Source organism: Achromobacter sp. Root83 (assembly GCF_001428845.1).
Taxonomy (GTDB): domain Bacteria; phylum Pseudomonadota; class Gammaproteobacteria; order Burkholderiales; family Burkholderiaceae_B; genus Achromobacter.
Genome location: NZ_LMIU01000006.1, coordinates 46,679 through 73,453 on the forward strand (window position 1 = coordinate 46,679; position 26,775 = coordinate 73,453).

27 protein-coding genes and 1 pseudogene are annotated in these 26,775 nt (G+C 63.2%); 3 read left to right on the top strand and 25 right to left on the bottom strand.

Going from position 1 to position 26,775, the window contains the following annotated elements; all coding sequences use genetic code 11:
- Positions 1 to 14: 14 nt before the first annotated feature.
- Positions 15 to 1,313: an amidase gene (locus tag ASE30_RS08445; protein ID WP_057283857.1), complete on the bottom strand. Its 1,299-nt coding sequence runs from the start codon at positions 1,311 to 1,313 to the stop codon at positions 15 to 17.
- A gap of 135 nt (positions 1,314 to 1,448) precedes the next feature.
- Here ASE30_RS08445 and ASE30_RS08450 point away from each other — a divergent pair, with 135 nt between their 5' ends.
- On the top strand, positions 1,449 to 2,384 hold the full coding sequence (locus tag ASE30_RS08450; RefSeq protein WP_082601514.1) for a LysR substrate-binding domain-containing protein: 936 nt from the start codon (positions 1,449 to 1,451) through the stop codon (positions 2,382 to 2,384).
- Here ASE30_RS08450 and ASE30_RS08455 read toward each other — a convergent pair.
- The 7 genes from ASE30_RS08455 to ASE30_RS08485 form a co-directional block, all read right to left on the bottom strand.
- Complete coding sequence (locus ASE30_RS08455; protein ID WP_057283859.1) at positions 2,373 to 3,167, bottom strand: SDR family NAD(P)-dependent oxidoreductase; 795 nt, start codon at positions 3,165 to 3,167, stop codon at positions 2,373 to 2,375. The two genes, ASE30_RS08450 and ASE30_RS08455, sit on opposite strands and share 12 nt — an antisense overlap.
- A gap of 18 nt (positions 3,168 to 3,185) precedes the next feature.
- Complete coding sequence (locus ASE30_RS08460) at positions 3,186 to 3,692, bottom strand: 2,4'-dihydroxyacetophenone dioxygenase family protein (protein WP_057283860.1); 507 nt, start codon at positions 3,690 to 3,692, stop codon at positions 3,186 to 3,188.
- Positions 3,693 to 3,714: 22 nt separating this feature from the next.
- The gene (locus ASE30_RS08465; RefSeq protein WP_235515224.1) at positions 3,715 to 4,734 is read right to left on the bottom strand and encodes a LacI family DNA-binding transcriptional regulator; all 1,020 of its coding nucleotides are present in this window, start codon (positions 4,732 to 4,734) and stop codon (positions 3,715 to 3,717) included.
- 60 nt (positions 4,735 to 4,794) lie between these two features.
- Positions 4,795 to 5,325 carry a VOC family protein gene (locus ASE30_RS08470; protein WP_057283862.1) on the bottom strand — a complete coding sequence of 177 codons (531 nt, stop codon included), beginning with the start codon at positions 5,323 to 5,325 and terminating at the stop codon, positions 4,795 to 4,797.
- Between the two features lie 9 nt (positions 5,326 to 5,334).
- A complete protein-coding gene (locus ASE30_RS08475) occupies positions 5,335 to 6,099 on the bottom strand; it encodes an SDR family NAD(P)-dependent oxidoreductase (protein ID WP_156407596.1) in 765 nt (254 codons plus the stop codon).
- A gap of 2 nt (positions 6,100 to 6,101) precedes the next feature.
- Positions 6,102 to 7,064 (bottom strand): tripartite tricarboxylate transporter substrate binding protein, encoded by a 963-nt coding sequence (locus tag ASE30_RS08480; RefSeq protein WP_082601515.1) that lies wholly within the window; start codon positions 7,062 to 7,064, stop codon positions 6,102 to 6,104.
- A 119-nt stretch (positions 7,065 to 7,183) separates the two neighbouring features.
- Entirely contained in the window at positions 7,184 to 7,624 is a 441-nt protein-coding gene (locus ASE30_RS08485) for a nuclear transport factor 2 family protein (RefSeq protein ID WP_082601516.1), read from the bottom strand.
- A gap of 373 nt (positions 7,625 to 7,997) precedes the next feature.
- Between ASE30_RS08485 and ASE30_RS08490 the strand changes: the two genes are divergently transcribed.
- The gene (locus ASE30_RS08490; protein WP_057283864.1) at positions 7,998 to 9,485 is read left to right on the top strand and encodes a DUF1254 domain-containing protein; all 1,488 of its coding nucleotides are present in this window, start codon (positions 7,998 to 8,000) and stop codon (positions 9,483 to 9,485) included.
- Between the two features lie 83 nt (positions 9,486 to 9,568).
- On the opposite strand, the gene arsH is transcribed toward ASE30_RS08490, so the two are convergent.
- The 13 genes from arsH to ASE30_RS08555 all read right to left on the bottom strand — a co-directional run bounded on the left by arsH (position 9,569) and on the right by ASE30_RS08555 (position 22,458).
- Positions 9,569 to 10,291, bottom strand: coding sequence for an arsenical resistance protein ArsH (arsH, locus tag ASE30_RS08495; protein WP_057283995.1), 723 nt, complete (start codon positions 10,289 to 10,291; stop codon positions 9,569 to 9,571).
- Entirely contained in the window at positions 10,284 to 10,706 is a 423-nt protein-coding gene (arsC, locus tag ASE30_RS08500; protein ID WP_057283865.1) for an arsenate reductase (glutaredoxin), read from the bottom strand. Before arsC ends, arsH begins: the two co-directional genes overlap by 8 nt.
- Before the next feature lie 31 nt (positions 10,707 to 10,737).
- Positions 10,738 to 11,931 carry an MFS transporter gene (locus tag ASE30_RS08505; RefSeq protein ID WP_057283866.1) on the bottom strand — a complete coding sequence of 398 codons (1,194 nt, stop codon included), beginning with the start codon at positions 11,929 to 11,931 and terminating at the stop codon, positions 10,738 to 10,740.
- A 57-nt stretch (positions 11,932 to 11,988) separates the two neighbouring features.
- Positions 11,989 to 12,315, bottom strand: coding sequence for a helix-turn-helix transcriptional regulator (locus ASE30_RS08510; protein WP_057283867.1), 327 nt, complete (start codon positions 12,313 to 12,315; stop codon positions 11,989 to 11,991).
- 174 nt (positions 12,316 to 12,489) lie between these two features.
- Positions 12,490 to 13,791 carry a BatD family protein gene (locus ASE30_RS08515; protein ID WP_156407586.1) on the bottom strand — a complete coding sequence of 434 codons (1,302 nt, stop codon included), beginning with the start codon at positions 13,789 to 13,791 and terminating at the stop codon, positions 12,490 to 12,492.
- A gap of 47 nt (positions 13,792 to 13,838) precedes the next feature.
- On the bottom strand, positions 13,839 to 15,422 hold the full coding sequence (locus ASE30_RS08520; RefSeq protein WP_057283869.1) for a VWA domain-containing protein: 1,584 nt from the start codon (positions 15,420 to 15,422) through the stop codon (positions 13,839 to 13,841).
- The gene (locus ASE30_RS08525) at positions 15,415 to 16,422 is read right to left on the bottom strand and encodes a VWA domain-containing protein (RefSeq protein WP_082601517.1); all 1,008 of its coding nucleotides are present in this window, start codon (positions 16,420 to 16,422) and stop codon (positions 15,415 to 15,417) included. Before ASE30_RS08525 ends, ASE30_RS08520 begins: the two co-directional genes overlap by 8 nt.
- Positions 16,412 to 16,882, bottom strand: coding sequence for a DUF4381 family protein (locus ASE30_RS08530; RefSeq protein ID WP_082601518.1), 471 nt, complete (start codon positions 16,880 to 16,882; stop codon positions 16,412 to 16,414). Before ASE30_RS08530 ends, ASE30_RS08525 begins: the two co-directional genes overlap by 11 nt.
- The gene (locus ASE30_RS08535; RefSeq protein ID WP_162259913.1) at positions 16,879 to 17,814 is read right to left on the bottom strand and encodes a DUF58 domain-containing protein; all 936 of its coding nucleotides are present in this window, start codon (positions 17,812 to 17,814) and stop codon (positions 16,879 to 16,881) included. The genes ASE30_RS08530 and ASE30_RS08535 overlap by 4 nt, the downstream gene beginning before the upstream one ends.
- Before the next feature lie 5 nt (positions 17,815 to 17,819).
- Positions 17,820 to 18,821 carry a MoxR family ATPase gene (locus ASE30_RS08540; protein WP_057283873.1) on the bottom strand — a complete coding sequence of 334 codons (1,002 nt, stop codon included), beginning with the start codon at positions 18,819 to 18,821 and terminating at the stop codon, positions 17,820 to 17,822.
- Between the two features lie 34 nt (positions 18,822 to 18,855).
- Complete coding sequence (locus ASE30_RS08545) at positions 18,856 to 20,319, bottom strand: DUF1254 domain-containing protein (RefSeq protein WP_082601519.1); 1,464 nt, start codon at positions 20,317 to 20,319, stop codon at positions 18,856 to 18,858.
- 71 nt (positions 20,320 to 20,390) lie between these two features.
- Positions 20,391 to 21,185: a hypothetical protein gene (locus ASE30_RS08550; RefSeq protein WP_057283874.1), complete on the bottom strand. Its 795-nt coding sequence runs from the start codon at positions 21,183 to 21,185 to the stop codon at positions 20,391 to 20,393.
- Positions 21,186 to 21,270: 85 nt separating this feature from the next.
- Complete coding sequence (locus tag ASE30_RS08555) at positions 21,271 to 22,458, bottom strand: hypothetical protein (RefSeq protein WP_057283997.1); 1,188 nt, start codon at positions 22,456 to 22,458, stop codon at positions 21,271 to 21,273.
- Positions 22,459 to 22,560: 102 nt separating this feature from the next.
- On the opposite strand from ASE30_RS08555, the gene ASE30_RS08560 reads away from it, so the two are divergent.
- A complete protein-coding gene (locus tag ASE30_RS08560; RefSeq protein ID WP_057283875.1) occupies positions 22,561 to 23,499 on the top strand; it encodes an AraC family transcriptional regulator in 939 nt (312 codons plus the stop codon).
- Between the two features lie 66 nt (positions 23,500 to 23,565).
- Here ASE30_RS08560 and ASE30_RS08565 read toward each other — a convergent pair whose 3' ends face one another.
- The 4 genes and pseudogenes from ASE30_RS08565 to ASE30_RS08580 form a co-directional block, all read right to left on the bottom strand.
- On the bottom strand, positions 23,566 to 24,348 hold the full coding sequence (locus ASE30_RS08565) for a hypothetical protein (RefSeq protein WP_057283876.1): 783 nt from the start codon (positions 24,346 to 24,348) through the stop codon (positions 23,566 to 23,568).
- 83 nt (positions 24,349 to 24,431) lie between these two features.
- Positions 24,432 to 25,547, bottom strand: coding sequence for a BamA/TamA family outer membrane protein (locus ASE30_RS08570; protein ID WP_057283877.1), 1,116 nt, complete (start codon positions 25,545 to 25,547; stop codon positions 24,432 to 24,434).
- A 41-nt stretch (positions 25,548 to 25,588) separates the two neighbouring features.
- A pseudogene (locus ASE30_RS08575) lies at positions 25,589 to 26,177 on the bottom strand (Fic family protein); the annotation flags it as partial.
- Between the two features lie 82 nt (positions 26,178 to 26,259).
- A complete protein-coding gene (locus tag ASE30_RS08580) occupies positions 26,260 to 26,757 on the bottom strand; it encodes a glycine zipper 2TM domain-containing protein (protein ID WP_057283879.1) in 498 nt (165 codons plus the stop codon).
- Positions 26,758 to 26,775 lie beyond the last annotated feature (18 nt).

The window sequence follows — 26,775 nt, forward strand, 5'->3', positions numbered from 1 at the left end:
GCGCCACGGATAAATCAAACTGGCGGATGCCGCGGTCCTGGCGGTTCAAGCACGGACGCGGCGAACTGGGCCGCCGCCAGCAAACGGGTGTCCTGGCCATACGCGCCGATCAGTTGCGCGCCCAGCGGCAGGCCGCCCGGGCCCAATTCGGTCGGAAACGACAGGCAGGGCAGATGCAGCAGCGTCCAGATCGAACCGAAGCGGGGAGAGCCGGAATAGGCATGCCCGGTCTCGGCCTCGCCTTCGGCCGCGGGATAGAGCAGCACGTCGTAATCCTTGAACCAGGCGCACGCTCGGGCGCGCATCCGGGCGGCATGCTGGAGCGCGGCGGTGTACTCGTCCAGGCCCACATCCGCGCCCGCGCGCAGCCGCGCCTGCAGGCGTGGACTCAGCGCCGACTCGTTGGACAGACGCTCCTGCGCCAGCGTCTGGCGCGCCTCGAAGGCGAACAGGCGCAGTTGCATCGCCTCCAGGGCTTCGAATTCCGTCGGTAGCCAAAAGCGGTCCACCCGGGCGCCGGCCTGCGCCAAAGCCGCCGCGGCGCGCTCGATCGCCGCCACCGTCGCGGGATGGGCGTAGTCCCATTGGCGCGACAGGCATAAGCCGATGCGCGGGCGCAGTCCCTGCGCCCGCATGACGTTCTGCGCACCGTGCAGCCCCATCGTGAAAAAGGCGGCGTCCGCCACGTCCCGGACAATGATGCCCACGGTATCTTGCGACGGGCTCAGGGCCTTCATTCCCGCCGAGGCGATCAGCCCGAAACTGGGCTTGTAGCCCACCACGCCGCAATAGATTGCTGGCCGCACGATGGATCCCGTCGTCTGCGTGGCGAACGCCACGGGCGTCATGAAATCGGCCACCGCCGCGGCGGAACCGCTGGATGATCCGCCGGGCGTGTGCGTGACACGCAGCGGATTGACGGCGGCGCTTGGGGTCTGGGTGGCGAATTCGCCGGTGGCGACCTTGCCCAGCAGCACGCCGCCGCGGTGGCGCGCAATGGCCACGCAGCCGGCGTCGACCGCGGGACGATGGCCGCGGTAGATGGGCGACCCGTACTCGGTCGGATAGTCGACGGTGTCGAAGATGTCCTTGACCGCGAACGGCACGCCGCGCAACGGGGAGGGCGGGGCGGTCTCGGCAAGCGATGCGGCGGCAAGCGCCTTTGCCGGATCGCAGGCCGTGAACGCGCGCACGTCCGCGTTGCGTTCTTCGATTCGATCCAGACAGGCGCGCACGACGGCCGTGGGGGTGGCTTCGCCGCGCTCGATCGCGTCGTGGACCTGCCAGGCACTGAGATGGTTCAACGGTTTCACATAAAGTCCCGGGTAAGTGGCGCGCCCGTTCCCGGGTGCTTGACTGACCGTACTTTATGGATCGCCCATTGATATGTCTAATACAATATAAGGGATTTATTTAGACAAATATCCACCTAATAATCCGGGAAAACGATGGCTTTGCTCTCGCGTGCAATGCGTGCATTCATGGTGGTGGCCGAGGAACTGCATTTCGGCAGGGCGGCCGCGCGGCTGAACATCAGCCAGCCGCCGCTCAGCCAGTTGATCCGGCAGTTCGAGGCTCGCGTCGGCACGGATCTGTTCGTGCGCACCACGCGTTCGGTGCGGCTGACGCACGCGGGCGAAGTGCTGTTGCAGCGCGCGCGCCGCATGGCCGAGGACAACGACGCCGCGCTACGCGCCGCGCGCCGGGCCGGCAGCGGCGACGTGGGCAAACTGGCGCTGGGCTTCGTCAGCACCGCGGCCTACCGGGTGCTGCCGCGTGCGCTGGCGCGCTACCGGGAAGCCTATCCCGAAGTGGAACTGACGCTCTGCGAGGAACTGACCGGTGTCCTCACGGAAAAGCTGCTGGATGGCAGCATCGATCTGGCGATCTTCCGCCGGCTGCCGCGCGCGGTCGAACCGGAGCTGGTCTTCGAGCGGGTGCATCGTGAACAGATGGTTCTGGCCATTCCGGCGTCCCATCCCTTCAGCCGCCGCGACCGCGTTCCGATTGCCAAACTGGACGGGCAACCCTTCGTGGGGTTCCATCCCGAGGGCTCTTCCTACTTCCACGCGACGCAGACCCGGTTGTTCCGCGAACATCATGTGCGGCCCCGCATCGTCTATGAAAGCGTGCTGCCCACGCTGCTGGCGCTGGTGGAGGCGGGCATGGGTCTGGCGCTGGTGCCCGAATCCGCGGCGGGACTGCGCGAAAGCGGCGTGGCCTACCGTCAGTTGTCGGGCATGGACCCGGCATTCGACGTCGATCTGTACTGCGCCCGCCGGCCGGACGTCACCAGCCCGACCGCCTTGGCCTTCGCGCGGATTCTCCAGGAGGGCAGCGAGGCGGCGGGCCCATTTACGGACGGTCCCGAATCACAGGCTTGAGCCTCCGTCGACCACCATCAGGCACCCCGTCACATAGGCCGCCTCGTCGGACGCCAGGAAGAGCGCCGCGTTTGCGATGTCCCAGGGGCTGCCTTGACGCCCCATCGGGCAGCGCGCGTCCCGCGCCTTGTGTCCTTCCGCGGCCGCTTCCTCAGAGGCATAGAGCGCGTCCGCGTGGGGCGTCCGGATCATGCCCGGGATGATGCAATTGCATCGGACCTGCTCGGCGGCGTACTGCCGCGCGATGACTCGCGTCATATGATTGACCGCCGCTTTGGCGGTGCTGTACGAAAGAAACTGCATCGGGCTCCATTTCAGGCTGGCCGTCGACGAGACGTTGATGATGGAGCCGCCGCCACGGGATTTCATGTGCGGCAGGAAGGCGCGAGCCATCGCCATGGATCCCCGTACGTTGATGGTCATCACGCGGTCCCAGTCGTCATCCTGCACGGCGAGCAAATCCCCCTGAATCTCGATGCCGACGTTGTTGTGCAGAATGTCGATTCCTCCGTGGCGGCGCGCAACGTCCTCCGAGGCCAGGTCGATCTGCGCCGAATTCGTCACGTCGAGCTCCAGGGCCTCTGCGCTGCCACCTTCCGCGCGGATCCTTTCGACCGTTTCCCGGGCTGCCGGCAATGACCGGTCCGTGCATATGACGGTTGCTCCTTCACGAGCGAACCGGATCGCACAGGCGGCACCGTTGCCTACCAAATCCATCGACGAGAACGAGTTTCTCAATGTGCCGGCGCCTGCAACCAGGGCGACTTTGGATTTCAATCTCATGGCTGGCTAGCTCCCGATTCAGTCGCGGGTGAACTCGGCCCCGCCCTTCGGGCGGATGTAGCGGGGCAAGGGCAGGCCGGCTTTCTTGGCGGCTTCGATAATCGAGTCTTCGATTGCGCCCGCGTCCCGGATGTTCGCGAACTCGCCGTCAATGAAGTTGATATTGGCGCCGAACACCACCATGAAGCCTTCCGCCGGCTCGGTTGCGTCCTCCGGGACCGAGAACGTGTGCACGGATCCGCCCGGCTCATAGAGGTAGCTGCCCGCCGTTTGCGGGTCGTCCGGATACTCCAGATAGTTCCACTGGCCCTTCGTCGTGTAGAAGTGGACGACGCCCGTATGGAAGTGGGTGGGAAGACGGGTTCCCGGGGCGAACTTCCCGTACAGAACCCAGACGCCGTTCTCTCGATCAAGGAACAGCGGAATGATCGAGGACCCTGGCGCGGCGCCGGGAAGCTGCACGCCGTCTTCGATGTTGACGGTCAGCAGACGATCTTGGTGGGTAACGGTGTACGGTAGGGTCATGGGGCGTTCCTTGGGTTAGTGGTCAACTGGGAACTGCGGGAGCGCACGACTCGCGCAATATCAGCTGCGTTTTGATGACAATGCGATCGCCATGCTCCGAGGCAGCCTGGCGATCAAGTTGCTTCAGGACCTGTTGTGCCGCGCAGGTTCCCATCGCCTCCAGATCCCAACTCAGCGAAGTGATCGAGGGGCTGAAAAGTCGGGATAGATCGGTATCGCCGATGCTGATCACGCTGATATCGTTCGGAACCGAGTCTCCGGTATGCCGAAGGGCTTGAAGCACGCCGGACAGGATTCTTGTTCCCAGGCATACGAACGCCGTGGGCCGGTTGCCCTGCGACAGAAGTGACATGGCTTCGGCGAACGCAAACTGCATCGCCGACTGTTCGGCCCGGATCAAGGCGGGGTCAGGCGAGATTCCGCGTTCTTCAAAGGCCTGGCGAAAGCCGGCGATACGCTCTTTACCCGTCCTCAGGTCCGTGCCTGGTGTGAGCAATGCGATCCGCCTGTGGCCCAGGTTCAGCAGATACTGGGTCGCCTGGAATGCTCCCGCCGCGTGATCGACATGGATGCCAACGGACGATGCGCCGAATTCCCTGTCGAGGGCCACGACGGGCAGCTCCTGGGACAGCTCGTCGATGAGCTCCGCCGATTCTTTTTCGCAGGGGCCCAGAATCAGCGCATCGACCCGCCGGCCACGAAAGATATCGACCAGCGACGCTTCGCGCCGCCGCTCATTGTGGGTGCTTGCCACCAGCAGCGAGTAGCCTTCGGCCTGCAGCGCCGTCTCTGTCGCGGTGATGATGCGTGCGTATAGCGGGTTTGCCAGGTCGGATACCAGCAGCCCGATCACGCCCGAGGACTTCGTTCGCAGGCTTCTTGCGACGGCGTCCGGGCGGTAATCGAGACTGCGGACTGCCTGCTCGACCGCCGCGATGGCGGCCTCGCTGACCCGTCCGGTACGATTGAGCGCGCGCGATGCCGTTCCCAGGGAAACGCCGGCTTTCTTGGCCACATCGCGAATGGTGATTCGGTCTTTCATGATCGAGGTTTTGTCCGTGCCGAAAGGGGCTAACATACACCGTCTTTGGCACACGGAAGGTTAGGTCCGCGGGCGGATCGGCGCCGATCCATCCCACGATTCGCCGGCTTTTCTGATCTCCTCGAAATACTCGCCTTTTCCCCCTTTCATTTCCGAAACTTCGATCATGCCGCTCGGCAGATCGGGATGCACAAAGTAAGCAAAGCGGCCGCGCAGCCCCATCCGGCCGCCGTGTCCCTCCACGTAGCCGCGGCTGACCAGGTGGCCGCAGAACTCGTCGAAGTTGTCGAGCGTCCAGAAGGCCACATGCTGGGCGCACTCGCCACCCGCGCGTAGAGAATCCAGATACAACGAAGGCGCATCATCGCGTTGTTGGATCAATTCGATCTGCAAGGCCCCCGAGTTGGCCAACGCAATGGAGAGGCGAGGAGGGCGGGATACCTGACCTTGGTACCGGAATTCCGTTGTGCCCACCTCTTCTTTGTAGAACCACGGTCCCACGCCCAGCACCTCGGACCAGTGCCTCATGGCCTTCTCGATGTCACGAACGACGTAGCCGACTTGCCGGGCCCCACCAAAAATCCTGCTCATAGTGCTTCCTCAGTTCATGTATGCGCCGCCGTTGATATCCAACGTCGTGCCAGTGATATAGCTCGAGAGATCGCTTGCCAGGAACAGGCAGCCGCCAGCGATTTCATGAGGGCGCCCGGCGCGCCGCAGCGGCCAGCCCTGGGCGGCTTCATCCTTGCTTTCGTCCGAGCGCCCGGTGCGCGAGAAGTCAGTCGTGATCAGGCCCGGTGAGATCACGTTGGCGCGGATCCCGTGCTCGCCAAATTCCTTGGCCATCGCGCGGGTGATACCTTGCACTCCCGCCTTCGCCGCGCAGTAGTGGGCGCCGCCGAAAATGCCGCCGCCGTTCTGCGCGGAAAGCGAGGAAATCGAGATGATGCTGCCCCGCTCGCGCGGGATCATGAGCGGGACGACAGCTTGGCTCAGGTTGAACACGCCGGTCAGATTCACGCGCAGGATTCGGTCGAAATCCGCTGGCGTGATGTCGCGGAAGGTGGCTTTTTGCGTAATGGCGGCGTTGTTCACCAGCACGTCCACCACGCCACCCGACCATGCGGCAATCCTATCGACCGTCGCGCGGCATTGCTGATCGCTCCCGACATCACAGGGAAGCGCAAGAAGTTGGGCGGGCGTGGCGCCAAGGTCCGCGGCACTGTCGAGCAAGCGCGTCTCGTCGAGATCGACGATGGCCACGCGCGCGCCGTGCTCGAGAAAGAGCCGGGCGGTCGCTTTCCCAATGCCTTTGGGATGGGCGGCCCCCGAGATTACGGCGACGCGGTCCTGGAGCAGTTTCATGCTCATTGGGGCTTGATGCCAGCGTCACGCGCAACAGTGCGCCATGCTTCGATGTCCGCGACATTGGCTTTTTCATGGGCCGGGCCAGACACGTATTGAGCCGTGATTCCCAGCCCCAGCAGCTTCGTCGCGACCTCCTGCTCCTTGAGCACCTTTTCCAGGGTGCCGGACAACCGCTCCACGATAGGCTTGGGCGTGCCCGCGGGAACGTACATCGCCCAGTTCAGATCCCGATCGAAGTCGATGCCTTGTTCCTTGTAGCTCTGAATGTCGGGAACGCTGGGTGAACGCTTGGTGCAGACCGCGATTCCCTTGACCTTCTTTTGGGTCACCAGCGGGGTCGCGGTTGCCATGTCGACGAATCCAATATCAACGTGCCCGCCCATGATGTCAGTCATGATCTGGGTCGTTCCCTTATAGGGCACATGCTGCATCTTGAGGTTGCCCTTCTGCACCAGGACCTCGCCACAGAAGTGGCCCGTGGAGCCAATTCCCCAGCTCGCATACTGCACCGGGTCCTTACGAGTGGCCGCGAGCTTCTTGAGCTGCTCGAGGTCATTCGCGGGAAAGTCGTTGTTCGCCACGATCATGATCGCCGAGTTGCCGATGGCGCCCAGCGACGTGAAGCTTTTGATCGGGTCGTACTGCAGATCCTTGTAGACCGACGGGGACAGGATGTGCGTTGTCATGCCGCCGATCGTTATCGTGTAGCCATCGGGCGCGGAACGCGCCACCGCGGCAATTCCGATGGTGCCGCCGGCGCCAGGTGTGTTTTCCACGATCACCGGTTGCTTCAGTTCGACCGCAAAACGCTCCGCCAGGATGCGGCCCAGTGTGTCGCCGCCACCGCCTGCCGAGAACGGCAATAACATGCGAATCGGGCGGCTGGGGTAGTCGTCGGCGTGGGCGCTACCCACGCCAAGCACGGCAAACAGCGCAGCCGCTGCAACGGACAGCTTCATCATTGTTGTCTCCTCAAGTTGGATTCCCGGTGCAGTCCTTTCGAGATCCGCCCTGGATTTTTTGTACTGAACAACCTTGTGCCTTGCGGTTCCCGCCTCCTGAAACGGGAAGGCCGGTACTGCTACAGCAACCCGAGGGAACGCAGCTTGGCGTTCTGACAGGTATAGGGGCGCTCGCAGATCACTTTGTCCGAATCCGGCGCGAACTCGAACGTGGCGGCCATGCGGACGCGAAACGTGCGACCGGTCGGTTCGTAGGTCTTGCCGTCGACGGTGAAGGGTCCGGCGTGGGTGCCCGAAAGCCAGAATTCCACGAGTACGGTATCGGTCCCCTCGGCGGCGGCCACCGCGATGATCTCGTTCTTGAGATCGGGGAAAGAGGCACGCGAGGAAAGGAAGTAGCCCATGACTTCGCTTTCGCCGTCGAAGACGGCGCCACTGGAGTGCATTTCGTATCGGGGATGTTCGAAAGTCTCGATGACCTTGTCCCACTCCTGGACGCATTCCAACGCCATGTGGTCAACAACGGTCTTGACTCGTGCCGCCTGCAATTGCGCGTTCAATTTTTCCTCCTTATGGAAACGTTTCCGCAAATTATGGAGGCGTAAGAACGAGGGTAAAAGCTAGGGATTACGATAATTAGTGGAAACGATAACGCGCTCGGCGCGCGGGCGCGAGGGAGGATGCCCAACGCCGCCTCGACTCCTCGGAGCAGCGGTGCTTCACGAAGAAGCCGGCCGGTTGCTCATCCGTCCACTTCAGACGGTTGCCTCGTACGCATCGAATGATCCAAAACGGAGCAATTCCGTTTGGAGAACCCGGATGGCGGATGAATTTTTGCCAAAATTATCATGGACTTCCTAAAGGGTCACTGGTCAGAATACCTCGCTGTGCCTGCCAGTCAGCGCTGCGATTTTCCACACCACGAGGTGATTCATGTCCGAAGCATCGAGAGTTTCATTGGCCGCCATGTCGCTGGTCACACTTCTGGCGTGGGGGCCCGCGGGCGCGCAGGAGAAGGCCGCCGCATCGCCGCTGGTCCAGCAGATCAATAATGGCAACTGGCTGGCCCCCCAAGAGGCCGAAAGCCTGCGCGACGAGCTCTACTATCAGCGGGCCGTCCACGCCTACATGACGATGCTGCCGGCGCTCAATGTCATCGGCATGCGCGACGGATCGGAGCAGACGTTCGGAGCGGGCTACAACGTGTTGCCAATGTGGAAAGCGAGAATGGACTCGCGCACGATGGTCCCCACGCCAAACGCCGACGTAATCTATTCCATGAGCTACCTGGACCTGAAGAAGACAGGTCCGCTTGTCGTCAACGCGCCGGCCAATGTCATCGGCATGTTCACCGATTTTTTCCAGCGCACGATCACCGATGTCGGCGCGGTCGGACCCGACCGCGCCCGGGGCGGCCTGTATCTGCTGCTGCCGCCGGACTACGAAGGCCAGATTCCCGGTGGCTACTTCGCCTTCAAATCGCCCACATACAACGTATTCCTGTTCTTCCGCACGGTGATGGCCAAGGGCGCCGGCAAACCTGATCCGGCGCCCGCCGTGAAGAATGCCGAGCGCACCCGCGTCTTTCCCCTGTGGGCCACGGAAAAGGAAACCAAGCCGATGGAATTCCCGGACGCCAGCGGCAAGCGCCTGAACATGATGTATCCCACCGACAACACCTACTGGACCAAGCTCAAGACATTCGTCGACTACGAGCCGATAGCGGCCATCGACCCCGAGCTGCGCGGGGTGCTGGCGTCGATCGGCATCGTCAAGGGGCAACCCTTCAAACCAACGGCCCGCCAAGAGGAACTGCTGAAAAAGGCCGTGGAAACCGCGCCAAGGATGATTATGGCGACGCGCCAACTGGGCAGGGAAGACCGCCGGAACCTCTACTACGAAGATCGCCAGTACGAAAACACCTGGGCCGGTGGCACTGCGGAGTGGATGCAGGACAGCTACCTGGACGTCAACCAGCGCGCGAGCTTCTTCCAGATTGCGTATTCATCCGCGCCCGCCATGGTCATGCATACGACCGGCGCAGGCTCGAAGTACCCCTTCACCGCGCGGGACAAGGACGGCAACTTCCTGGACGGCAGCCATACGTACAAGCTGCGTCTGCCGCCAGATCCGCCGGCAAGCCTGTTCTGGGCCGTCACCGCCTACAACATCACCGACGGCACCATGCCAGAAACCAAGCAATTGCTGCCGTCGACCAACGGCTACTACGACATTCCCAAGCAGCCGGATGGCTCGCTGGAAATCTGGTTCGGGCCGGAGAAGCCCGACGGCGTGGCCGACGCAGCCTTCATCCAGACCATCCCGGCGCGCAACTTCCTGGCCACCGTGCGCCTGTACGGTACTGAAGACGCGTTCTACGATCAGACGTGGAAGCCGGACGATCTGGTAAAGATGAAGTAGCCATCGGAAGCCTGAATGGACCAGGCGCGCGCTTGAGCCGGGCGGCGGCAAGCGTCTGATCCATTCCGGTTGGCGAGTTGGACCTAGATGGAGGCTTGCTTCATCCGGTTCGCTAAGGCAATGGCGGTTTCCCTGCGCTCGCTGTAGCGGTCCACGAGGTAGGGCGCGACATCCCGAGTGAGCAAGGTGAACTTCATCAGCTCTTCGACGACATCGACGACGCGGTCATAGTAGGGCGAGGGCGTCATCCGGCCAGTATCGTCGAACTCCTGGTAAGCCTTGGCCACCGACGATTGGTTGGGTATCGTCAGCATACGCATCCAGCGGCCCAGCACCCGCATCTGGTTCACGGCGTTGAAGGACTGCGAGCCGCCCGACACCTGCATGACGGCCAGCGTCTTGCCCTGGGTCGGGCGCACAGCCCCCACGGACAGGGGAATCCAGTCGATCTGCGTCTTCATGACCCCGGTCATGGCGCCGTGGCGCTCCGGCGAGCTCCAGACCATGCCTTCCGACCATTGAACCAGCTCGTGCAGTTCGCGGACTTTGGGGTGGTCGTCGCCGGCGTCGTCGACCAGCGGCAGCCCGGACGGGTTGAATATGCGGGTCTCGCCACCCAGGGCCTGGAGCAACCTCGCCGCTTCCTCGGCCACCAGGCGGCTGTAGGAACGCTCCCGCAACGACCCGTACAGCACCAGGAAACGCGGCGGGTGGGTTGCCCGTTGGGGTGAGAACAACTCCGCTGCGGACGGCTGTTCCAACAATGAAGGATCAATGTTGGGGACGTCTGCCAGGGGCTTAGACACGATGGCCTTCCGCATCGATGACCGGCGCGCCGTCCTCCTTGGCGTAGGCATCGAGTTGAGGCCGGGGCAGGATGTCCAGGACCACTTCGGACGGGCGGCAAAGACGAGTGCCCACCGGGGTGACGACGATGGGCCGATTCATCAGAATAGGGTGCTCCACGATGAAGCCGATCAGCTGCTCATCCGTCCACTTCGGGTCCGACAGCTCCAGCTCGTCATACGGCGTGCCTTTCTGCCGAAGCACATCCCGCACCGGTATCCCCATGGCGGCAATCAGCGACTTCAGCGTTGCGGCATCCGGCGGGGTCTTCAGGTACTCGATGATCGTCGGCTCTTCGCCGGTATTGCGGATCAGGCCGAGCACATTGCGCGACGTGCCGCAGGCCGGGTTGTGATAAATGATGATGGAACTCATGGAATACCTCTCTAGGTGCAAAATTGAAACGTCATTGTCCGTGTGACTGGGCGCGCAGCAGCATCAGCGCGGCAAAGGCGGTCAGGCCAATGGCTCCGGACAGCCATAAAGCGTTGGCTCCCCACGCGTCCAGCGCAAGCCCGAAAAGGAGCGGGGCCAGAGCCTGCGCGATCCGCGCGGGCATCATCAGCCACCCCTGGCGCGCCCCATACCCCTGGGCGCCAAACAGCACCAGCGGCAAGGTGCCCTTCGCGATAGTCAGGATGCCGTTGCCCGTGCCATGCAGGATCGCAAATACCGGTGCCATGGCCGGACCTGCCATCAGCAGAACCACCACGCCCGCGGGGTGCGCCAACGCGGCCAGGCGTGCCGACAGCAAGGGATGGACGCGTCGCAGAAACCCGAACTCGAGCACGCGGCCGGCCACCTGCGCGGGACCAATAAGCGCGCCTACCGCGACTGCCGCCGCGAGCGTGGCCCCCGCGGCCTCCAGCATCCGCGGCAAATGCGTTGCCATGGCCGTGCTGATGAACCAAGTCGCCGCAAAAACGAAGGCGAGGAGGGCGGTTGCGAACCCCGGGCGTTCAGGCGTGGAAGCAGGGGATGGCGCAGAAACTGCCTTGGTTGGCTCCGCCAGGGCTCGCTCGTCGACTTTCGTCTGAGTCAGCGGCTTCGGAAGCCAGGCATTCAGCGGCAAGCCAATCAACAGATGCAAGCCAGCCCAGCCGAAGCATGCGCTGCGCCAGCCGAACTGGGTTTCCATCCAGGCCGACAGCGGCCAGCCGACGGTGCTGGCAAAACCCGCAATCAGGGTAATGCCCGTGATGGCGCCACGCGCGTGGTGTCCATACAGGCGGACCAGGCTGGAAAAGGCAGCTTCGTACAGGCCTGCGCCCATCGCCACGCCGATGATAAGCCACGCGGCGACCATCGAAGGAAGACCCTGGGCCAGGCCAAGCAGGGCCAGTCCAAGCGCGAAAACCAGGCTGGTGATGACCAGGACGACACGTCCGCCGTGACGGTCGATCGCTTGCCCTGCCCAGGGACCCACCAGGGCCGATATCACCATTGCGCCGGAAAAGGCCGCGTAGACCGTCGGCGCCGGTACACCCAGTTCATCGGCCATCGGCGTTGCCAACATGGCCGGCAGGTAGTAGGACGAAGCCCAGGCCAGCGTTTGAGCCGTGCCCAGGGTACCCACAACCCTGACGGGTGCCCCTGTCACCGGATAGCCCCGACAGGTTGCCGAGGAACGGGAAAGTGTTTCATGAACGGCTCCCGATCAGCGCGCAGTGCAGGGCCCGGCGTCTGAACCATCGCAGCGGGAACCTTGGCAGCAGTATTCAGTGAGATAGCCGAGCAGCCCATTCATCCGCGAGTAGTCGGCCCGGTAGATCAGATTCCGGCCGTGCTGCTCGATGCTGACCAGGCCGGCGTGCGACAACTCCTTCAGATGGAAGGACAAGGTGTTGCGGGCGACGCCGAGCTGCTCGGCCAAGACGCTGGGCGTCAGACCTTTCAGGCCAGCGACCACGAGCGCGCGAAATACGCGTAAACGTTGGGCGTGGGCAAGGGCGCCGAGGGCAAGAACAGCTTGATCTTCATCCATGGTTCGATCTTACAACGATTGTCGAACTATTTAGCAGGTTGCGTCCTGCGTTCCGCTCAGCTTCGTCCATAACCTACTTTACATAATACACATTATGCGTAATTCCGATGGTGTTGGCGACTGTCCCCACGTTCCTCATGGATGCTCCATGTCAGCCAACCCTTCGGCCGAGCCTCAGTCACCCTGCAGGCCAGACAAATTCGGGAGCCCATGACGTCGCCTACCGGTCGTTGCTGTCTTCTTGAAGACTGCTCTCAACCTCACGAATTCGTTCTGCACGCGCCAACGCCCTGGCATGCCAGATTCACGTGAAGGTCCGTACTTTGCCTTGCCCCATTCGCGCAGAACACCCGCGGGGTCAACCATACCCGCCGCACCCGTGCGCATCATCCACCTTTGGCAGGCGCGCCACGCTCTAGGGCTTCCCGTCCCCCACAAGGCAATCTGACTGTATGCCGCCAGGAACAGAAAACGTTCGGCCGTGGCGATGCGTTGCCGCCACTTGCGCGCCGTACGCCACAGTAAACGGCCCCCGCCGCGGCACAGGACGATCGCCACCGCCAGCAGCAGGACCGCGCCCGCCAGGCCGGTCAGCCATTGCCTTGCCGATAGCAGCCGCAGCCGTTCGTGCCAGGACAACGGGATTTCCCCTGCCGCACGCTTGTCCACGACCGCGTGAATCTGGCCCCCTTCCAGGTTGGCCGTCCTGAATTCCCTCGAACCCAGGTCATACCAGCGGATCGACACGTCGCCCAGTGACTGCGTTTCCTGGTCCCCCGGCGCATAGAACCAGCGCTCGGTCCTTTTTCCTCCCGTAAAGTCGCCGTAGTCGTTCAGGTCGGCGGCCTGGGATTCGCGCTGGATCGCTGCGTCTTGCCGCGGTTGCACGGCCGGGATCTGGCTTGCCGGCAAGCCCAGGGCCTGGATGGAGATTCTGCGCTCGAGCATCTGCCCGGTCTGCAGCCGCAGTTGGCTCAGCGCCTCGCGCGCCACTTCCTGCGGCGGCCGATCGCCGGACACCAGGTAGAAGTGTTGTTCGGCTTCGAGTCCAGATGCCGGTAGAAACCCGGACAGGGGGAGGGCGCCGGCCGGCAATGCCACGCGCAGCGTGACAGGCATGATCGGCAACACGGGCGAATCCGCCGCATCGGGATAGACCTTGATCGCTTCCGGACTCAGGCGCAGTTCGCCTTCCGCCAGCGGGGTCAGCAGATAGTTCTGGGTGGCGCCACGCTGCGTGGACTGCCCTCCGTCCCGCTGCACGGTTGGCGTCAGCATCAGCAACGGCAGGATGGTGGCGCCAGGCATGTCCCATTGCGGGTATCGGGGATTCCAATTGACCTGCTCCGGCATCCAGACGGTGACCTTCATCACCAGGCTCTGTTTCGGCACCAGCACAGCCGGCGGCGGCGCCGCTGCATCACCGGCAGGCCTGAGCTCCAGGCTGGCCTGCCAGTCATCGGCCTGGCCGGCCACGGCGCATGGCAGCCACAGCGCGCAGGCAGCCAGAAGGCTCCGGGCGTTCACTCTTGCTCCTGTTGTTGACGCGCCTGGGCCTGCAAGAGAAAGAGCGCCCGGAGCATATCCTTGGGCGACGTCCGCACGTTGGACATCCAGTGCTTCAGTTCCTCCGCGCTCATGGCCTGCTGTCCCGCGGGCCCGCCCTCTTCCTTGCTCCGGTTGGCGTCCAGCTCGATCCGGATCGAGCTGTAGTCGTTGTTGTCGCCGTCCTGTTTCTCGCGCGTGCCAGGCTTCCTGGCAAGCTCATCCAGCACCGCCTTCACCTTCTTGGCGTTGGCGCTGGCTTGCTCAAGGCCGGGTTCGGCCTGCAAGGCTAGTTCGTAATACTTCAGCGCGGACTGGAACTGTTGCTGCCGCGCAAGGCTGTTGGCCAGGTAGAAGTACCCTTCCGCGCTGTGAACCTGCCGGAAGGCCGCCGTGGCCGCGGCGTAGTTTCCATCCAGATAGTAGGCGCGCCCCTTGCGGTAGCCGTCGGAAAACAGCGTGGCCGCCCTTTTGTAGTCGCCCTCCTCCAGCGCCTGCTGCCCAAGCTGGTCGGGCGTCCACCACAGGTCTTGCCAGCCCGCGTGAGCGTCGGGCGAGTATGCGCCGGCAAGCAGCAGCATCAACGGCGCCAGAATGCTCAACGCGGTCACTTGCCGGTACAGCAAAAACCCCAGGGGCAGCATCGCCAGCACCAGCCAGTAGCCCGAGTCCCGCCACTGCCACCGTGGGTCTTCCTTCTGCGCCTGGACCAATGTGCCGCGCACGTGTTGCGCCAGCCAGGCGAGATCCTGGCCGTCGGGGGTGATCGTGATGACAGGCACGCCCTCATTTTTCAGCGATACGAACTCGTCCACCGGCACCTGGGTGGTCTCCGGGCTGACGCCGGCGGGTGCGAAGCGCAACCCGCCCTCGTTCCCGGAGCCCACCACCAGCACTTCCAACGCGGGGCGCTGCTCCCGGAAGCGGATCAGGTCCAGCGGATCCTGCTCGGACAGACTGTCGGTCATCACGATGACGTTTACCGGCACGCTGGCGGTGGCGGCGGTCTGTTGGGCCAGATCCAGCGCCTGCTCCAACCCGCTGCGGCCCAAGGCGCTCCGCGGCATGATGTCAGGTTCGAGCGGCGGCAGGAAAAGATCGAAGAAACCGTCGTCGCGCGTCAGCGGGATGACCAGGTGGGCGGTGTCCGCATAGGCGATCACACCGAACGAAGACTGCGGCATCAGCCGCCGCAGGGCCTGGATCTTCTCCTTGGCGGCCCGGTTCCGATTGGGGGCGATGTCGCCCGCGTACATCGAGTTGCCGTTGGCCAGTATCACGATGACCGCTGCCTCGTCCTTCAGCTCGTCTGGCAGTTGCTTGTTCCAGGATGGGCCAGACAAGGCCAGCATGCCGATCGCCAGCATCAGTCCAATGGTCTCGATGGCGCCCCATGAACCTCGACCCGCGTGTTGGCGGATCAGCGCAGGGGCAAGCTTGGGGTCTATTACCTGGCGCCAGGCAGTGCGCCCGGAAGCGCGCCTGCGAAGTGCCACGGCCATGACAAAGCACAGCACGGCGCCCAGCAGCCACCAGGGTCTCAGGAAATGCAGTTCAGCCATGCCCGCCCCGCCGTCCGGTAAGACTCAATAACAGGATGAACAGGCCGAACAGGGCAGCCGCCAATGGGTAGGGATAGAGCGGCAGTCGGTACGACCAACCCAGGCGGGTGACGTTGCGCGGCGTCAAGCGGTCGATGGTGTCGTAGATGCCCTGCAATGACGCCGTGCCTTGCGTTGCGGCATGGAAGGTGCCGCCCGTCTGCGCGGCCATTTTCTTCAGCAGATCCAGATCGATGTCTTCATTCGTCCCGCCCATGGCGATGGTGTGCAGGGTCATGTGCTCATCTTTTGCAAGCCGCAGCGCGGTTTCGGGCGGCAGCGTCGAAGAGGTATCCCTGCCGTCCGTCAGCAGCACGACCATGCGCTCCTGTTGAGTGCCCGGCACCGAGGATGGCGCCATGCCCTGCAACATCTTGATGGTGCTGCCCAGCGCATCGCCGATACTGGTCTGCGGCCCGGCCATGGCGGGCGCCAGCTCGTCGATGCGCGCCATCAGCACCTGGTGGTCGCGGCTCAATGGCGCAAAGGGATAAGCCTGGCTGCCGAATACGATGAGACCGATATTGTCTTCGTCCCGCGCCCGGATGAAGGACCTGACTGCCTCCTGCATGGCCGACAGGCGGCTGACGCTTTCACCCTGGCCGTCCCGCATGTCTTCCGTGGCCATCGAGGCCGATACGTCCAGGACCAATACCAGGTCGCGCACGGACACCTCCTGGTAGCTGGGCGGCATGGTCAACTGCGGCCGGGCGGCGGCCAGGACCAGGCAGAACCAGCTCGCGCCGAACACGATCGCCCTGATCTTGCCCCGGCCCGGCGTGCGCGCGGCCGGTTGGGCATCAGGCAACAGGTTCGGCAGATTGGGAACGTGGACACTCTGGCGATGCGCGAGCCTTGGCGGCGGCAACAGGCGCGCGGCAAGCGGCAACGGCAGCACCAGCCAGAGCCAGGCCCATTGGAACTCGATCCTGTGCAGCCAGGGCAACATGCTATCTAACATCGGGAAGCCCCTCGAGCCATTGCGCGAAGGCGCGGGCCACGGCGTCGTTCACCCCTTCCGGCAACTTGTCCTGGCGCCGATGATGTCCGTCCAACATTGCCTTGCGGGCGGGCTCGTCCAAAGCGGCCAATTGTTCGAGCAAGCTACGATCGTCCAGCGCCGCCAGCCGTTCCCTGGCCGTGTGCACCAGGGAAACCCGCTTGATCAGTTCGAACCACGCGCCGCTGCGCGCGCCCTCCTTCGCATCCGCCGCCAGCGCCATTGCCTGTCGACGCCAACGCTCGCGCACATACTTGCGATACTTCAGCAGCACCAGCACCGCCAGTGCGAGCAGCGCGGCCGCCAGCAGGAGTTTCCATGCCAAGGTTTGGGGAAACATGCTTACCCGCGCCGGCAGGTCCAGCTCCGACAGCACCGGCATATCCATACCGGGAACGCTGCTGCGCACCGGTGCGCTCATGGGCTGCCTCCGGCAATATTCAGGGCCTTGCACAATTGCTCATGCGCCGGCAGGTAGGTCGAAAACGGGGTTGCGCCCACCCCCGCTTTGGCGAGGCGGTCCTGCAGGGCCGCGAGGTTCTGCCGGGCGCGCCCTTCGACCCCCTGGCGCCGAGGCGTCGAAGGGAACGTCAGTTCCGCTTCGATGGCCCCATAGGTGGCCAGGAACTGCCCCCGCTGCGGCCAGTTGTCCATGATCCCGTCGTAGACCGGGATGGCCAGCGTCTGTGTCTTCATGGCCACTTCGCCGATCAGATGCCAGGCGTCTTCCCGCAGATTGTGGAAGTCGCTGACCAGCACGGCCAGCGTATCGCGCGTGATCAGGGCGAGCAGGCGGCGCAGCCCTTGCGGCAACCGTTCGACGGCGCGGGTTTGCTGGCGGTCGGCCGACAGCGCCTGATTGGCGCGCGCCAGGCAAGTGAAGGCATGAATCAAGTGGCCCTTGTGATGGCGCGGGGGGCAGGACACCACCCGGTCTTCCTCGACGATCACCAGGCCGTAAGGCTGCTTGCGGTGATGGGCCATCCATAACAGCAGCGCGGCGAGCCTGGCGGCCAGCACCGACTTCAGTTGCGTCCGGGTGCCGAAGAACATGTCCTTGGTCTGGTCAACCAGCAGGAGCAAGGGCCGCTGCCGTTCTTCGTGGTACATCCGGACGAACGGCGCGCCGCCCATGCGCGCGGTGACATTCCAGTCGATGTCTCGCACGTCGTCGCCGTGGAAATACGGCCGGATCTGGTCGAACGCGCCGCCGCGGCCATTGACGCGCGATGGCCGGTTTCCTTGCAGCAGGTTCGAAGTCACACGGGGGAAGCTGACCGCGATCTGCCGCGCCAGGGCTTCATACGAAACCAGCTCACTCAGGTCGACGTAGACTCCTTCCTGGGCAGGCATGGGCATCAACCTGCTATGACCAGGCTCAGGATCCTGTCGATCACCTTTTCGACCGTGACCCCCGAGGCGGCGGCCTGGAACGAGAGCACGAGCCGATGGCGCAGCACATCGTGCGCGACCGCCTGGACGTCTGACGCATCGACGTAATCACGGCCATTGAGCCAGGCGTGGGCACGTCCGGCGCGCTCGATGCCCAGGGTCGCGCGCGGGCTGCCGCCCGCGGCAAGCCATTCGGCCAACTGCGCGTCATGGCGGCCGGGGTAGCGGCTGGCCTGGACGACGGCGACGATGTAATCCTTGATCTGTTCGCTGACATGGATATCGGCGATGGCCTCCCAGGCGCGATAGATCGCTTCCTTGTCCAGCTTGACGCGCTCTTCCTCCGCCGGTTTTTCCGCGCTTTTGCGGTCGGCGTACTTTTGCCGGTGTTCTCTGCGAACGAGATCAAGAATTCCCTTTTCGCTTTCCGCCGATGGGTAATCGACCAGCACCTTCATCAGGAATCGGTCGAGCTGGGCCTCCGGCAGGTTGTACGTGCCCTCCTGCTCCACCGGATTCTGCGTCGCCAGCGCCATGAACAGCCTGGGCAGTGCGTAGGTCTTGCCCGAGACGGTGATCTGCCGCTCTTCCATGGCTTCGAGCAACGCCGACTGGACCTTGGCCGGGGCGCGGTTTATTTCGTCCACCAGGACCAGGTTGCCAAACACCGGGCCCTGGCGGAACTGAAAGGCGTCTTGTGCTGAACCGGAATCAGGCACATAGATTTCCGACCCGGTGATGTCGGCGGGCAACAGGTCCGGGGTGAACTGGATGCGCTTGAAGGTCGCATCCAGGTTCGCGGCAAGACTGCGTATGGCGCGTGTCTTGGCCAGCCCCGGCATCCCCTCCAGCAGCAGGTTCGAGTCGCACAGCAGGCAGATAATGATGCTGCGCACGACCCGTTCCTGTCCGATGATGGAGCGGCACATCCGCGATTCCAAAGACAGTATCTCGGAATGAATGTCCATTTTCGGCTGTTCCCGCCTGGTCTGGATGTCGTGGCTACTCAACCCGCTCGATATCGCCCAGCGCCCACGATTTGTCGAAGAACGCCTCGGTGGGGGCATAGAAGCGGAAATACGTGAACCAGCCTTCGCCAGGATTGGTCTGCACCCAGTTCTGCTCGAAGCCCTTGACAGGCTTGGGTCCGTAGTAGATATCCACGGACCCGTCCGCATTCGCCTTCAGCCCTTGCTTGGTGGACGACAGGTCCGGCGATTTCTCATCGTTGACGATCATCTGACGCTCTTTCTCGTCGTAGACCGTCGAGGACCAGAACTGTTTGGCGGGGACATTGGCGGGAACGTGCAGCTTGTAGGTGTGTTCACCCGTCAGCCATTTTCCGTCCTTGTCCTGGTACGTCACGATATAGCGCTGCCCCACCCCAGGCGTCTGGGTCAGCATGGCCTTGGAAATGGAAACGGCTTCGTAGAACCACGAGGCGCGCTCGTCGAACTGGTCCCAGTTGTCGGCGCGCTGGTCCACGCTCACCGTGATGGCGTGCTTCCAATGGGTGTCGTTCCAGAACGCGGGTTCGAAACGCTTCGCGTAGTTGTTGGCCTTGGCCATGGCCTGGCCGACGACCGCGCCCTTTTCAAGAACGGCTTTCTGCTGCGCTGTCGGCTTGAACGGCTTGCCTTTTTCGATGCCCAGGAAGCGCAGATGTTCCAGCATGAACCGGTCACGGTCGTTGACGGCTTCTTCCTGCACCAACTGGTTGATGGTTTGCCAATACGCCATGCCTTCGCGGGGGGTTTGGCTCCATGCTTCTTCCGCGGCGGGCATGACCTTCCAGGGGGTGCCACCCTTGCCGTCGTTATAGAGTGATGTGCTGATCTGCGGCACCAGTGTCTTGACCGCTTCCGCCTTGTCCGCACCCAGCAGGCGCACGCCGAAAAAGACGTTGTTCGATGGCGACTGCACGACGAAGTAGCCTTCGGGCGCGATCTTTTCGTGGCCGGGAGGCAGAATCAGATATTTTGCGCCTTCGCCCTTGTCGGGTCCGACCACGCCCAAGTCCGACAGCACGCGCTGGTGGACGTCCATCACCATGCCCGCCATCAACCCCTTGGGCAGGGTCAGGACCAGCGGGCCCGTCTTCGAAATATCGGCAACGGCCGCGATGTAGGGGGTTGTGTAATTGGGCGTCAGGATGCCCTGTTTCTGTTTCTGGGTGACAAACGACACCAGCTGGCCATTCGCGGACTTGAATACCTTGTCCTGGGCGTTCTTCCATTCGATCATGCCGGCGGCGGGGATACCCCACATGTACGCCTGCGTTGCGCGCATGAAATCCATTTCGTCCAGCAGATGGGACATGGTTTTTTCGGTGGGATAGCCGCCGTCGAACTCCAGCTTTCCGATCGCCGAATCCACGGTTTCCATTTTTCCCGCCAAGGCCTGTGCGGACACGGCAAAGAGCGCTCCGCTGAAAAACGATGCCAAGAGTGTTTTGCTGGTCTTCATATCTAAACTCCTCGGGTTGGTTCGTATGTTCCGCCCTTGCGACAACGCATGACCGGACGGGGCGCGCAATGTCAATTTGGAAACTGCAGATTCAATCCCATGTAGATTTGCCAATCGGGTTGGCCGGAGCCGCGGCTGGCGACCGAGAACTGCGGTTCAATGAAAAAGTTATATACGGTCCTGTTGTGCTTGATCACCTGCCCTATGCCCAGGCCCAACGGCACGCTGTAGCCATCGTTCGACAGGTTGTAGGTCCAGATGGGCGTTGACCGTAGATAGGTGCCTCCCCCCAACTGGTACATGGCGAAGGGCTGAAGCGCCACCAGGTCGGCGTCCTCGCGCCGGCTTGAACCGGCGAAACTGCTTTGCCACGAAAGCAGATAACCGTACTGGAACTTCGGCGAGCTGGCGTTGAACAGGACGTTCACCAATCCGGCGGACCACTTTTCGCTGCCGACCGATTTGTCCGTGGCCGTCGGCGCCGTGATCTGTGGACCGAAACCAAAGCTGACAGCCGGGTTGCCCGTGTCCATCAGGTAGGCGGCGAACACATTGAGATCGCCGATGCCGGTCGTGTGATGGCCTTCGACCGGGAAGGAATTGACGGGCAACGACGCGCGCATCAGCCAGTTGCTTTTGGAAATGGAGAAAGGCTGGGCGTAGCGCAGCCAGAACTGGTTGGCACTTCTGCCGGTCTCGGTCTGGCGGCCGATGTAGTAGTTCTGCATGTTGAAGGCCGTCATATTGGCCAGCGGGTTATTCGCCTGGGCCGCGGCGTCGGCCTCGGCCTGGCCGAAGGCAGGCCGCAGTGCGGTCAGCCCGGCAAAGCATAGACATGCTGTGATCACGACGTCCTGGGTTTTCATCCACCTCTCCTGGAACTTCATTCATGGATTGCACACGCGCTATGAACCCGCTTCGCTTGGCCCCGCGTTGGCGATGCCGTGGCCGCTACAACAGCGTGAAGAGAAGTTTGGACAATGTGCTTTTCACTGGCCATTGCGTGGCAACCAGTACCAACAAGGGCAACGCCGCTGGCAGTGCGATCTTGAACAGAATGGACTTGCTGATCACGGCGGGGCGCATCGCGGCCACGGCCTGATACATCGCCTGAATGTCGGCGACCGGACCAAGCTCTGGCGCATCGAGCATCGGATTTTCAGCGATCTGTTCTTTACGGATCCACCGGGCGTCCACCAGCCTTCCGTGTTCGGCAAGCAAGACGCCGTAATCCAGCAGCGCCTGCCGCTTGGCGCCCGCCATCATTCCCGAAAACACCAGCAACGGAGCCATCCCGGTCAGTATCAGCAAAAGCAGCAAGGTGGCGACCTGCAGGTAAAGCGAGGGCACGGTAACGCCGTGATAGAACACGGTATGGGCCCATGCCCCGGCGACCACGGCCGACACCGAAAACAGGAACGGCGCATACACCATCGGCAGCCGATCCAGAAAGCCCAATCCGCCCATTCGGTCGGGGTGCATCACCACGAGCTTGAGCGGCAGGCGCGCAATGCGCAGCAACAGCACGCCCACGAGCGCCAGCCGCCAGACCCAAGCCAGCAATAGGACGGCAAAGATAGGCCGGCTTACCAGCAGGAACCACCATGCGCCAAATCCCAAGCCGCCGCTGCGGGGCCCCGCCCATTGAACCTCGTCCGGGTTTGGCGAAATCAGAAAAACCGCCGTCCAGGCGGCGGCCAGCGTTCCGATGATGACCCAAGGATATGCACGCTTCTTGAGCCGGACGACGCCGTCGATGACTGCATCGAAGCGCGGAGCCAGGGCCTCATCCACCAGCCCGGACCGTTTGAATTCGAGCAGGCAGAGTGCAAGATTCTTCTGCGCTATGCCTTCGGCCAGAACCAGTAACGGAATGGCCACGAGGCAGCGGATGTGTATCCCGTAATGGCCCAGCAGCGTCTCGGTCATGCTGCCGTCGTGCACGGCGGGACTGCCGGCCAGCCAAGACGCGATGGCCAGGGGCAGCCACGCTACCAGCGCATAGACCAAGGCGCGCCGCTTGAGCCCCGCTCCCCTTGCCGGAATCAGGCCGATCTGGCATTGAAGACGCGAAAGGCCGTCGCCGTCGACCAGTAGAAAGGGCTTGTCACGGTTGGCGGGTAATGAATCCTGAGGCATGGGCATCTTGAACTGAGCGTCCCCCCTATTCTCACTAGTGACCTGCGCCGAAGTCCATGCTAATTTTGGCAAAAACTCCCTCGCCGGTTACAGAGAGATCTCATGGAATTGCAGCGATTCGAGTCGTTCGAGGAATTCCAGAATGCAGTGGTCAACGCTGACCTGAGTGTCCGCCTTCTTGGTCCGCACGACGGGAAATGGCAGCTCGGCAACCTTGACGTGGACGGCATAACCGTCCAGCGGGGCATCGAAACCGTACCAAATCTGTGCGAGGCTGCGGGCTGGCCCTCGCATCTCATGTTCCTGATATCCGAGGGCCGTCCCGGCCCCACATGGCTGAATGGCGTTCCCTTCGCGCGCGACAAGATCGGCATCATCGCGCCGGGACGGGGATTCGTTTTCCGCGCCGTCGGCCCCAACACATGGATCACCATTGCGGTGCCCACGTCGTTTCCACTGTTTCTCGCGGATGATATGGCGGGCCAGGTGTTGCGCCGTTGGTGCCGGGCGACGGCCATGCAGACCGCACCGCCCCGTGCGATCGAGGGTTTGAGAAACGCGGCGCTCATTGCAACCGACCCGCGCACGCCGCCTGCCATCGGCCGGACGCTGATAGAACACGCCCTGTTGGCGTTGCTGGGATCGCGCGAATGGCGGCCGAGGCGCGTGGTGGGACGGCCTCGCGCCTCTCCCCACGAATTGACCGACACCATGCTGAAACGTTTTCGCGCGTGGGACGCCGCGGCGCAGCAGTCGTACCAATTGGACTGCCCGCAAGTCGGCGCAAGATCCCTCAACAGCTTCTTCCATCACTGTTTTGGGCTGGGGCCCATGCAATATCTGCACCTGAGGCAGCTCCATGCGATTCGCGCCGCCCTGCTCGATTCTCGTGAAAGCGCGGCAACGATTGCCGACCTTTTCGAACGGGGCGGCTATCCGTACTCGGCGTACGCGCTGGCGAGGTATCGCGCCCTCTTCGGAGAGCCGCCGTCGGAAACGCGGGCGATGGGACCTCTCGTGCAGGGAAGCGGGACGGCCTGAATCGACCCCAGGGTCAGGAACTCACCGCCGCGCCCACGGTCTGTTCGCTGGGTCCACGCCTATCTCCTACCTGCCCCCGCCCACAGGATCCACCATCGCTTCTCTTTGCGCAGCCAGCAAGGCGTCGCTCTGATCGATGCGGATGGTGCCGATGCGTGGAAACTCGAAGTCAATGATGATGTACAGCGCGACCGTCATTACCATCGCGTAGACCACTTGATGCAGCAGCGTCTTGCGCGGCGCCGCCGCGAGGTTCAGGCCTACCAAGCAGGCGGCGACCAAGGCGAGAAAGCCCAGGAATACGTATGTCGCAATGGGCGGATGGACCTTCTGCGCCACGGTTTGCGCTGACGCGACGTCGAACATGTCGTTGACCGCGCCGGCATAGGACACTGCAAATGGCGGAACGCTGTCACGCGCGGCCCGCATCGACGTGGCCCAGATCTCTTTCTGCAGATCCCCCACTTTTGCCGCAATCGCGTCGCGGTGCGCCAGGTCTGCAACGTTGCGGTAATAGTTGATGCGTTCATCCACATAACGCCGGAACTGGGCGCGCAGCACGGGCTGGTGGCCGGCGTCGAGCATGTCGATGCGCAGCCACGCCGTCCCGATTGCGTTGACCTCCTGCACCAGCAGATCGCGGCGGTCGGCCATACGCTGTGCGGCGCCCGAGAAGGTGAAGGCGACCAGCAGCCCCAGCAATGCAAATACCGAACCTTCAATGACGGCGGAGCCCGAGCCGCTTTTTTCATCGGATCCGCGGCCCAGCCATCGCCCGATCTGCATGGCCGCCAGCAGCAGCACGAAGAATACCAAGGCAATGCTCACAAGAACGAGGGAATAGTTCATTCGATTACCCTTGGACTAGCCATGACTGGCGAAAGAAATTAAGCATGTCGGAGATTTCCCTGCGCCGCTACTGCGACGGGCCTTCATCGCCACGCCGATCCTATCTGGATATAGAAGGCATTCTGGTCTTTGCTGTGCGCCACGTCTACGCCCACCGCCAGGCCCAGCTTGCTGGCGATCAGATATCGGAAGCCGGCGCCGACGCTGACGACGGTGGTCGCCTCCGAGAACGAACGCCAGTTTCCATAGGCCTTTCCCGCTCCGGTGAAACCCAGCAAGGACCAGCGTGGCGTGAGGTTCCAACGCAATTCCGTCTCTACCGCAACTGCATCGCGGTCCTGGTAGCGCCCGCGCGACACCCCACGCAGGTCCACGTAGGGTTGGGCGTAGAACGGCACCGTGCCGCGGGTGAACTGCCCATCGGCGCGCAAGCCCAGGGTCCACCTGGGCGCCAACGGTACCCATGAGTAACCGCGCGTGCCATAGGCTTCGAACGACTGGTCGCTTCCCAGCCAACTACGCGCGAACTCGGCTTGCAACCGCGCATAGGATCCGCGGTTGGGATAAAAAATGTTGTCCCGGGTGTCGTAATCCAGCACCAACCCGGCCTTGCCGATATGACCGGACATCTGTGCCGCCGACAGCTCGCTAGCCGTCGCTCCGGTAAATCGCGTATTGGATCGGAAATAGGTATATCGCGGCCCAAGGTACCATGGACTGTCGCCAAGTTTCGCCAGCGCTTGCTGAAGCAGAAAGGTACCCTTCACCTCATAGCTGCGGCCGTGATTGAACGCGCCGTAATAATCAAGATTCGCCCGTCCCTGGGCCAAGGCGCCCAGATACCGGTAGCGATCCCCAGCCCAGCTATGAAAATGGAAAAGCGCGCCTCCGCGTGTCCCGTTCTCCGTTGCCAATCCGCCGATACCGGTGATATTGGGCGGAGCTTTGCGCTCCCCAGAGGCTTGACCCTCCCCGCCGGAATCGCCCCTGGACTCAGAAAAATACAGCAGCATCAGGCCCCCGCCGTAGCCTACGGCAGGCTCGGTAATGATGACGGGTACTGGCAGAACGCCTCTGTGTTCCAGCAGGAATTCGCTCGCGTCGAACCCGCCATCGCTCGTGTCGCGGGATGGGGTTGGCTGTGGCCAGGCGGCCCCAGGCAGCAGCAACGCCGTTAGTAGAACCAAAGCTGATCGCATCGTTGCCGCCTATTCCTCACCGTGACCATCGTGAAAACGGGCGAACACCTGGCGATGGCCGCCCAATGCTGGTGGTCAGTTTGCCTTCGAGGCCGTCCAGCAGCTTATTGAGCATCCTGGCCTGCCGGTCGTTAAGGGGCTAAGTCGCCCAGCGCTGCCAATAGCGCATCCTGACGAGCACCCCGTCCAGCAGCAGGTGGGCCTGATCCACCGCGCGATTCTGCCATTGCCGTCGTCGAAGGGATGCAGCGAGACGAACCATAAATGGGCCAGGCCCGCCTTGATCAGCGGCGGCATGGCGCGCGCGCCGGCGCTGTCCTGCGTGGCATTCAGCCATGCCAGGAACGCTGCGACGTCGGCTTCCAGGCGTGCCGCCGGAGGCGCTTCGAAACGGACCCACTGTCGGCCGATCCCCCCGGACACCACTGGCATCGGACCGTCGGCATCGTCGCGCCAGGCGCCCGCGTTGATTCTGGACAGGCCGGAATAGCCGGTCGGAAACAGCGCGGCGTGCCATCCGAACAGGCGGCCGCGCGTGACGGGAGGATCGCAGTTGGCGGTGGCGTCCAGGATCATGTCGACCACGCCTTCGGCGTGGCGGTCCATGGGCGTCAGCGTGCCGATGTCCACCGCTCACGCAAGATATTGCCCGCAGGTATTGCGGTGAAAGAGGCGCGCAAACACCGCAACCCGCAGCGCACCGGATCGGCGATCAGATGCCGACAACGCGGCTTATCCCGCCCTGCGTGACGACCTGCACTCGCTGACCCGTGGAGATAGGCACATCCGCTTCCTGCGTGATGACGCGCGTATCGCCGCTGTCCAGGCGTATGGTGATTTCAAGGCCCTGCCGGCGCGCGCTGGCGTTTTCGACCGCATTGCCGGCCATTGCCCCGCCGACCGCGCCGCCAACGGTCGTGATCCGCCGTCCCGATCCCCCGCCCACCGCGTTGCCCGCCACGGCGCCCAGCGCGCCGCCGGCAATGACGCCCAGGCCTGACGTCTGCGCCGCCTGGATGGTCACGGGGCGCACCCCGATGACATATCCCAATGTCACCGTCTGGGCGCGCTGGGCCTGATCGAAGGTATAGACGCGCGATGAGGCCGAAGGATTGGCGCAGCCTCCCAGCATGGCGGCCAGGCCAAGAATGGCCGCCACGGCGATCACGCTCAGGGGGCCCCGCTCAATTGCCTGCTGATGCTCTTGCATGATGCGTTCTCCGGTATG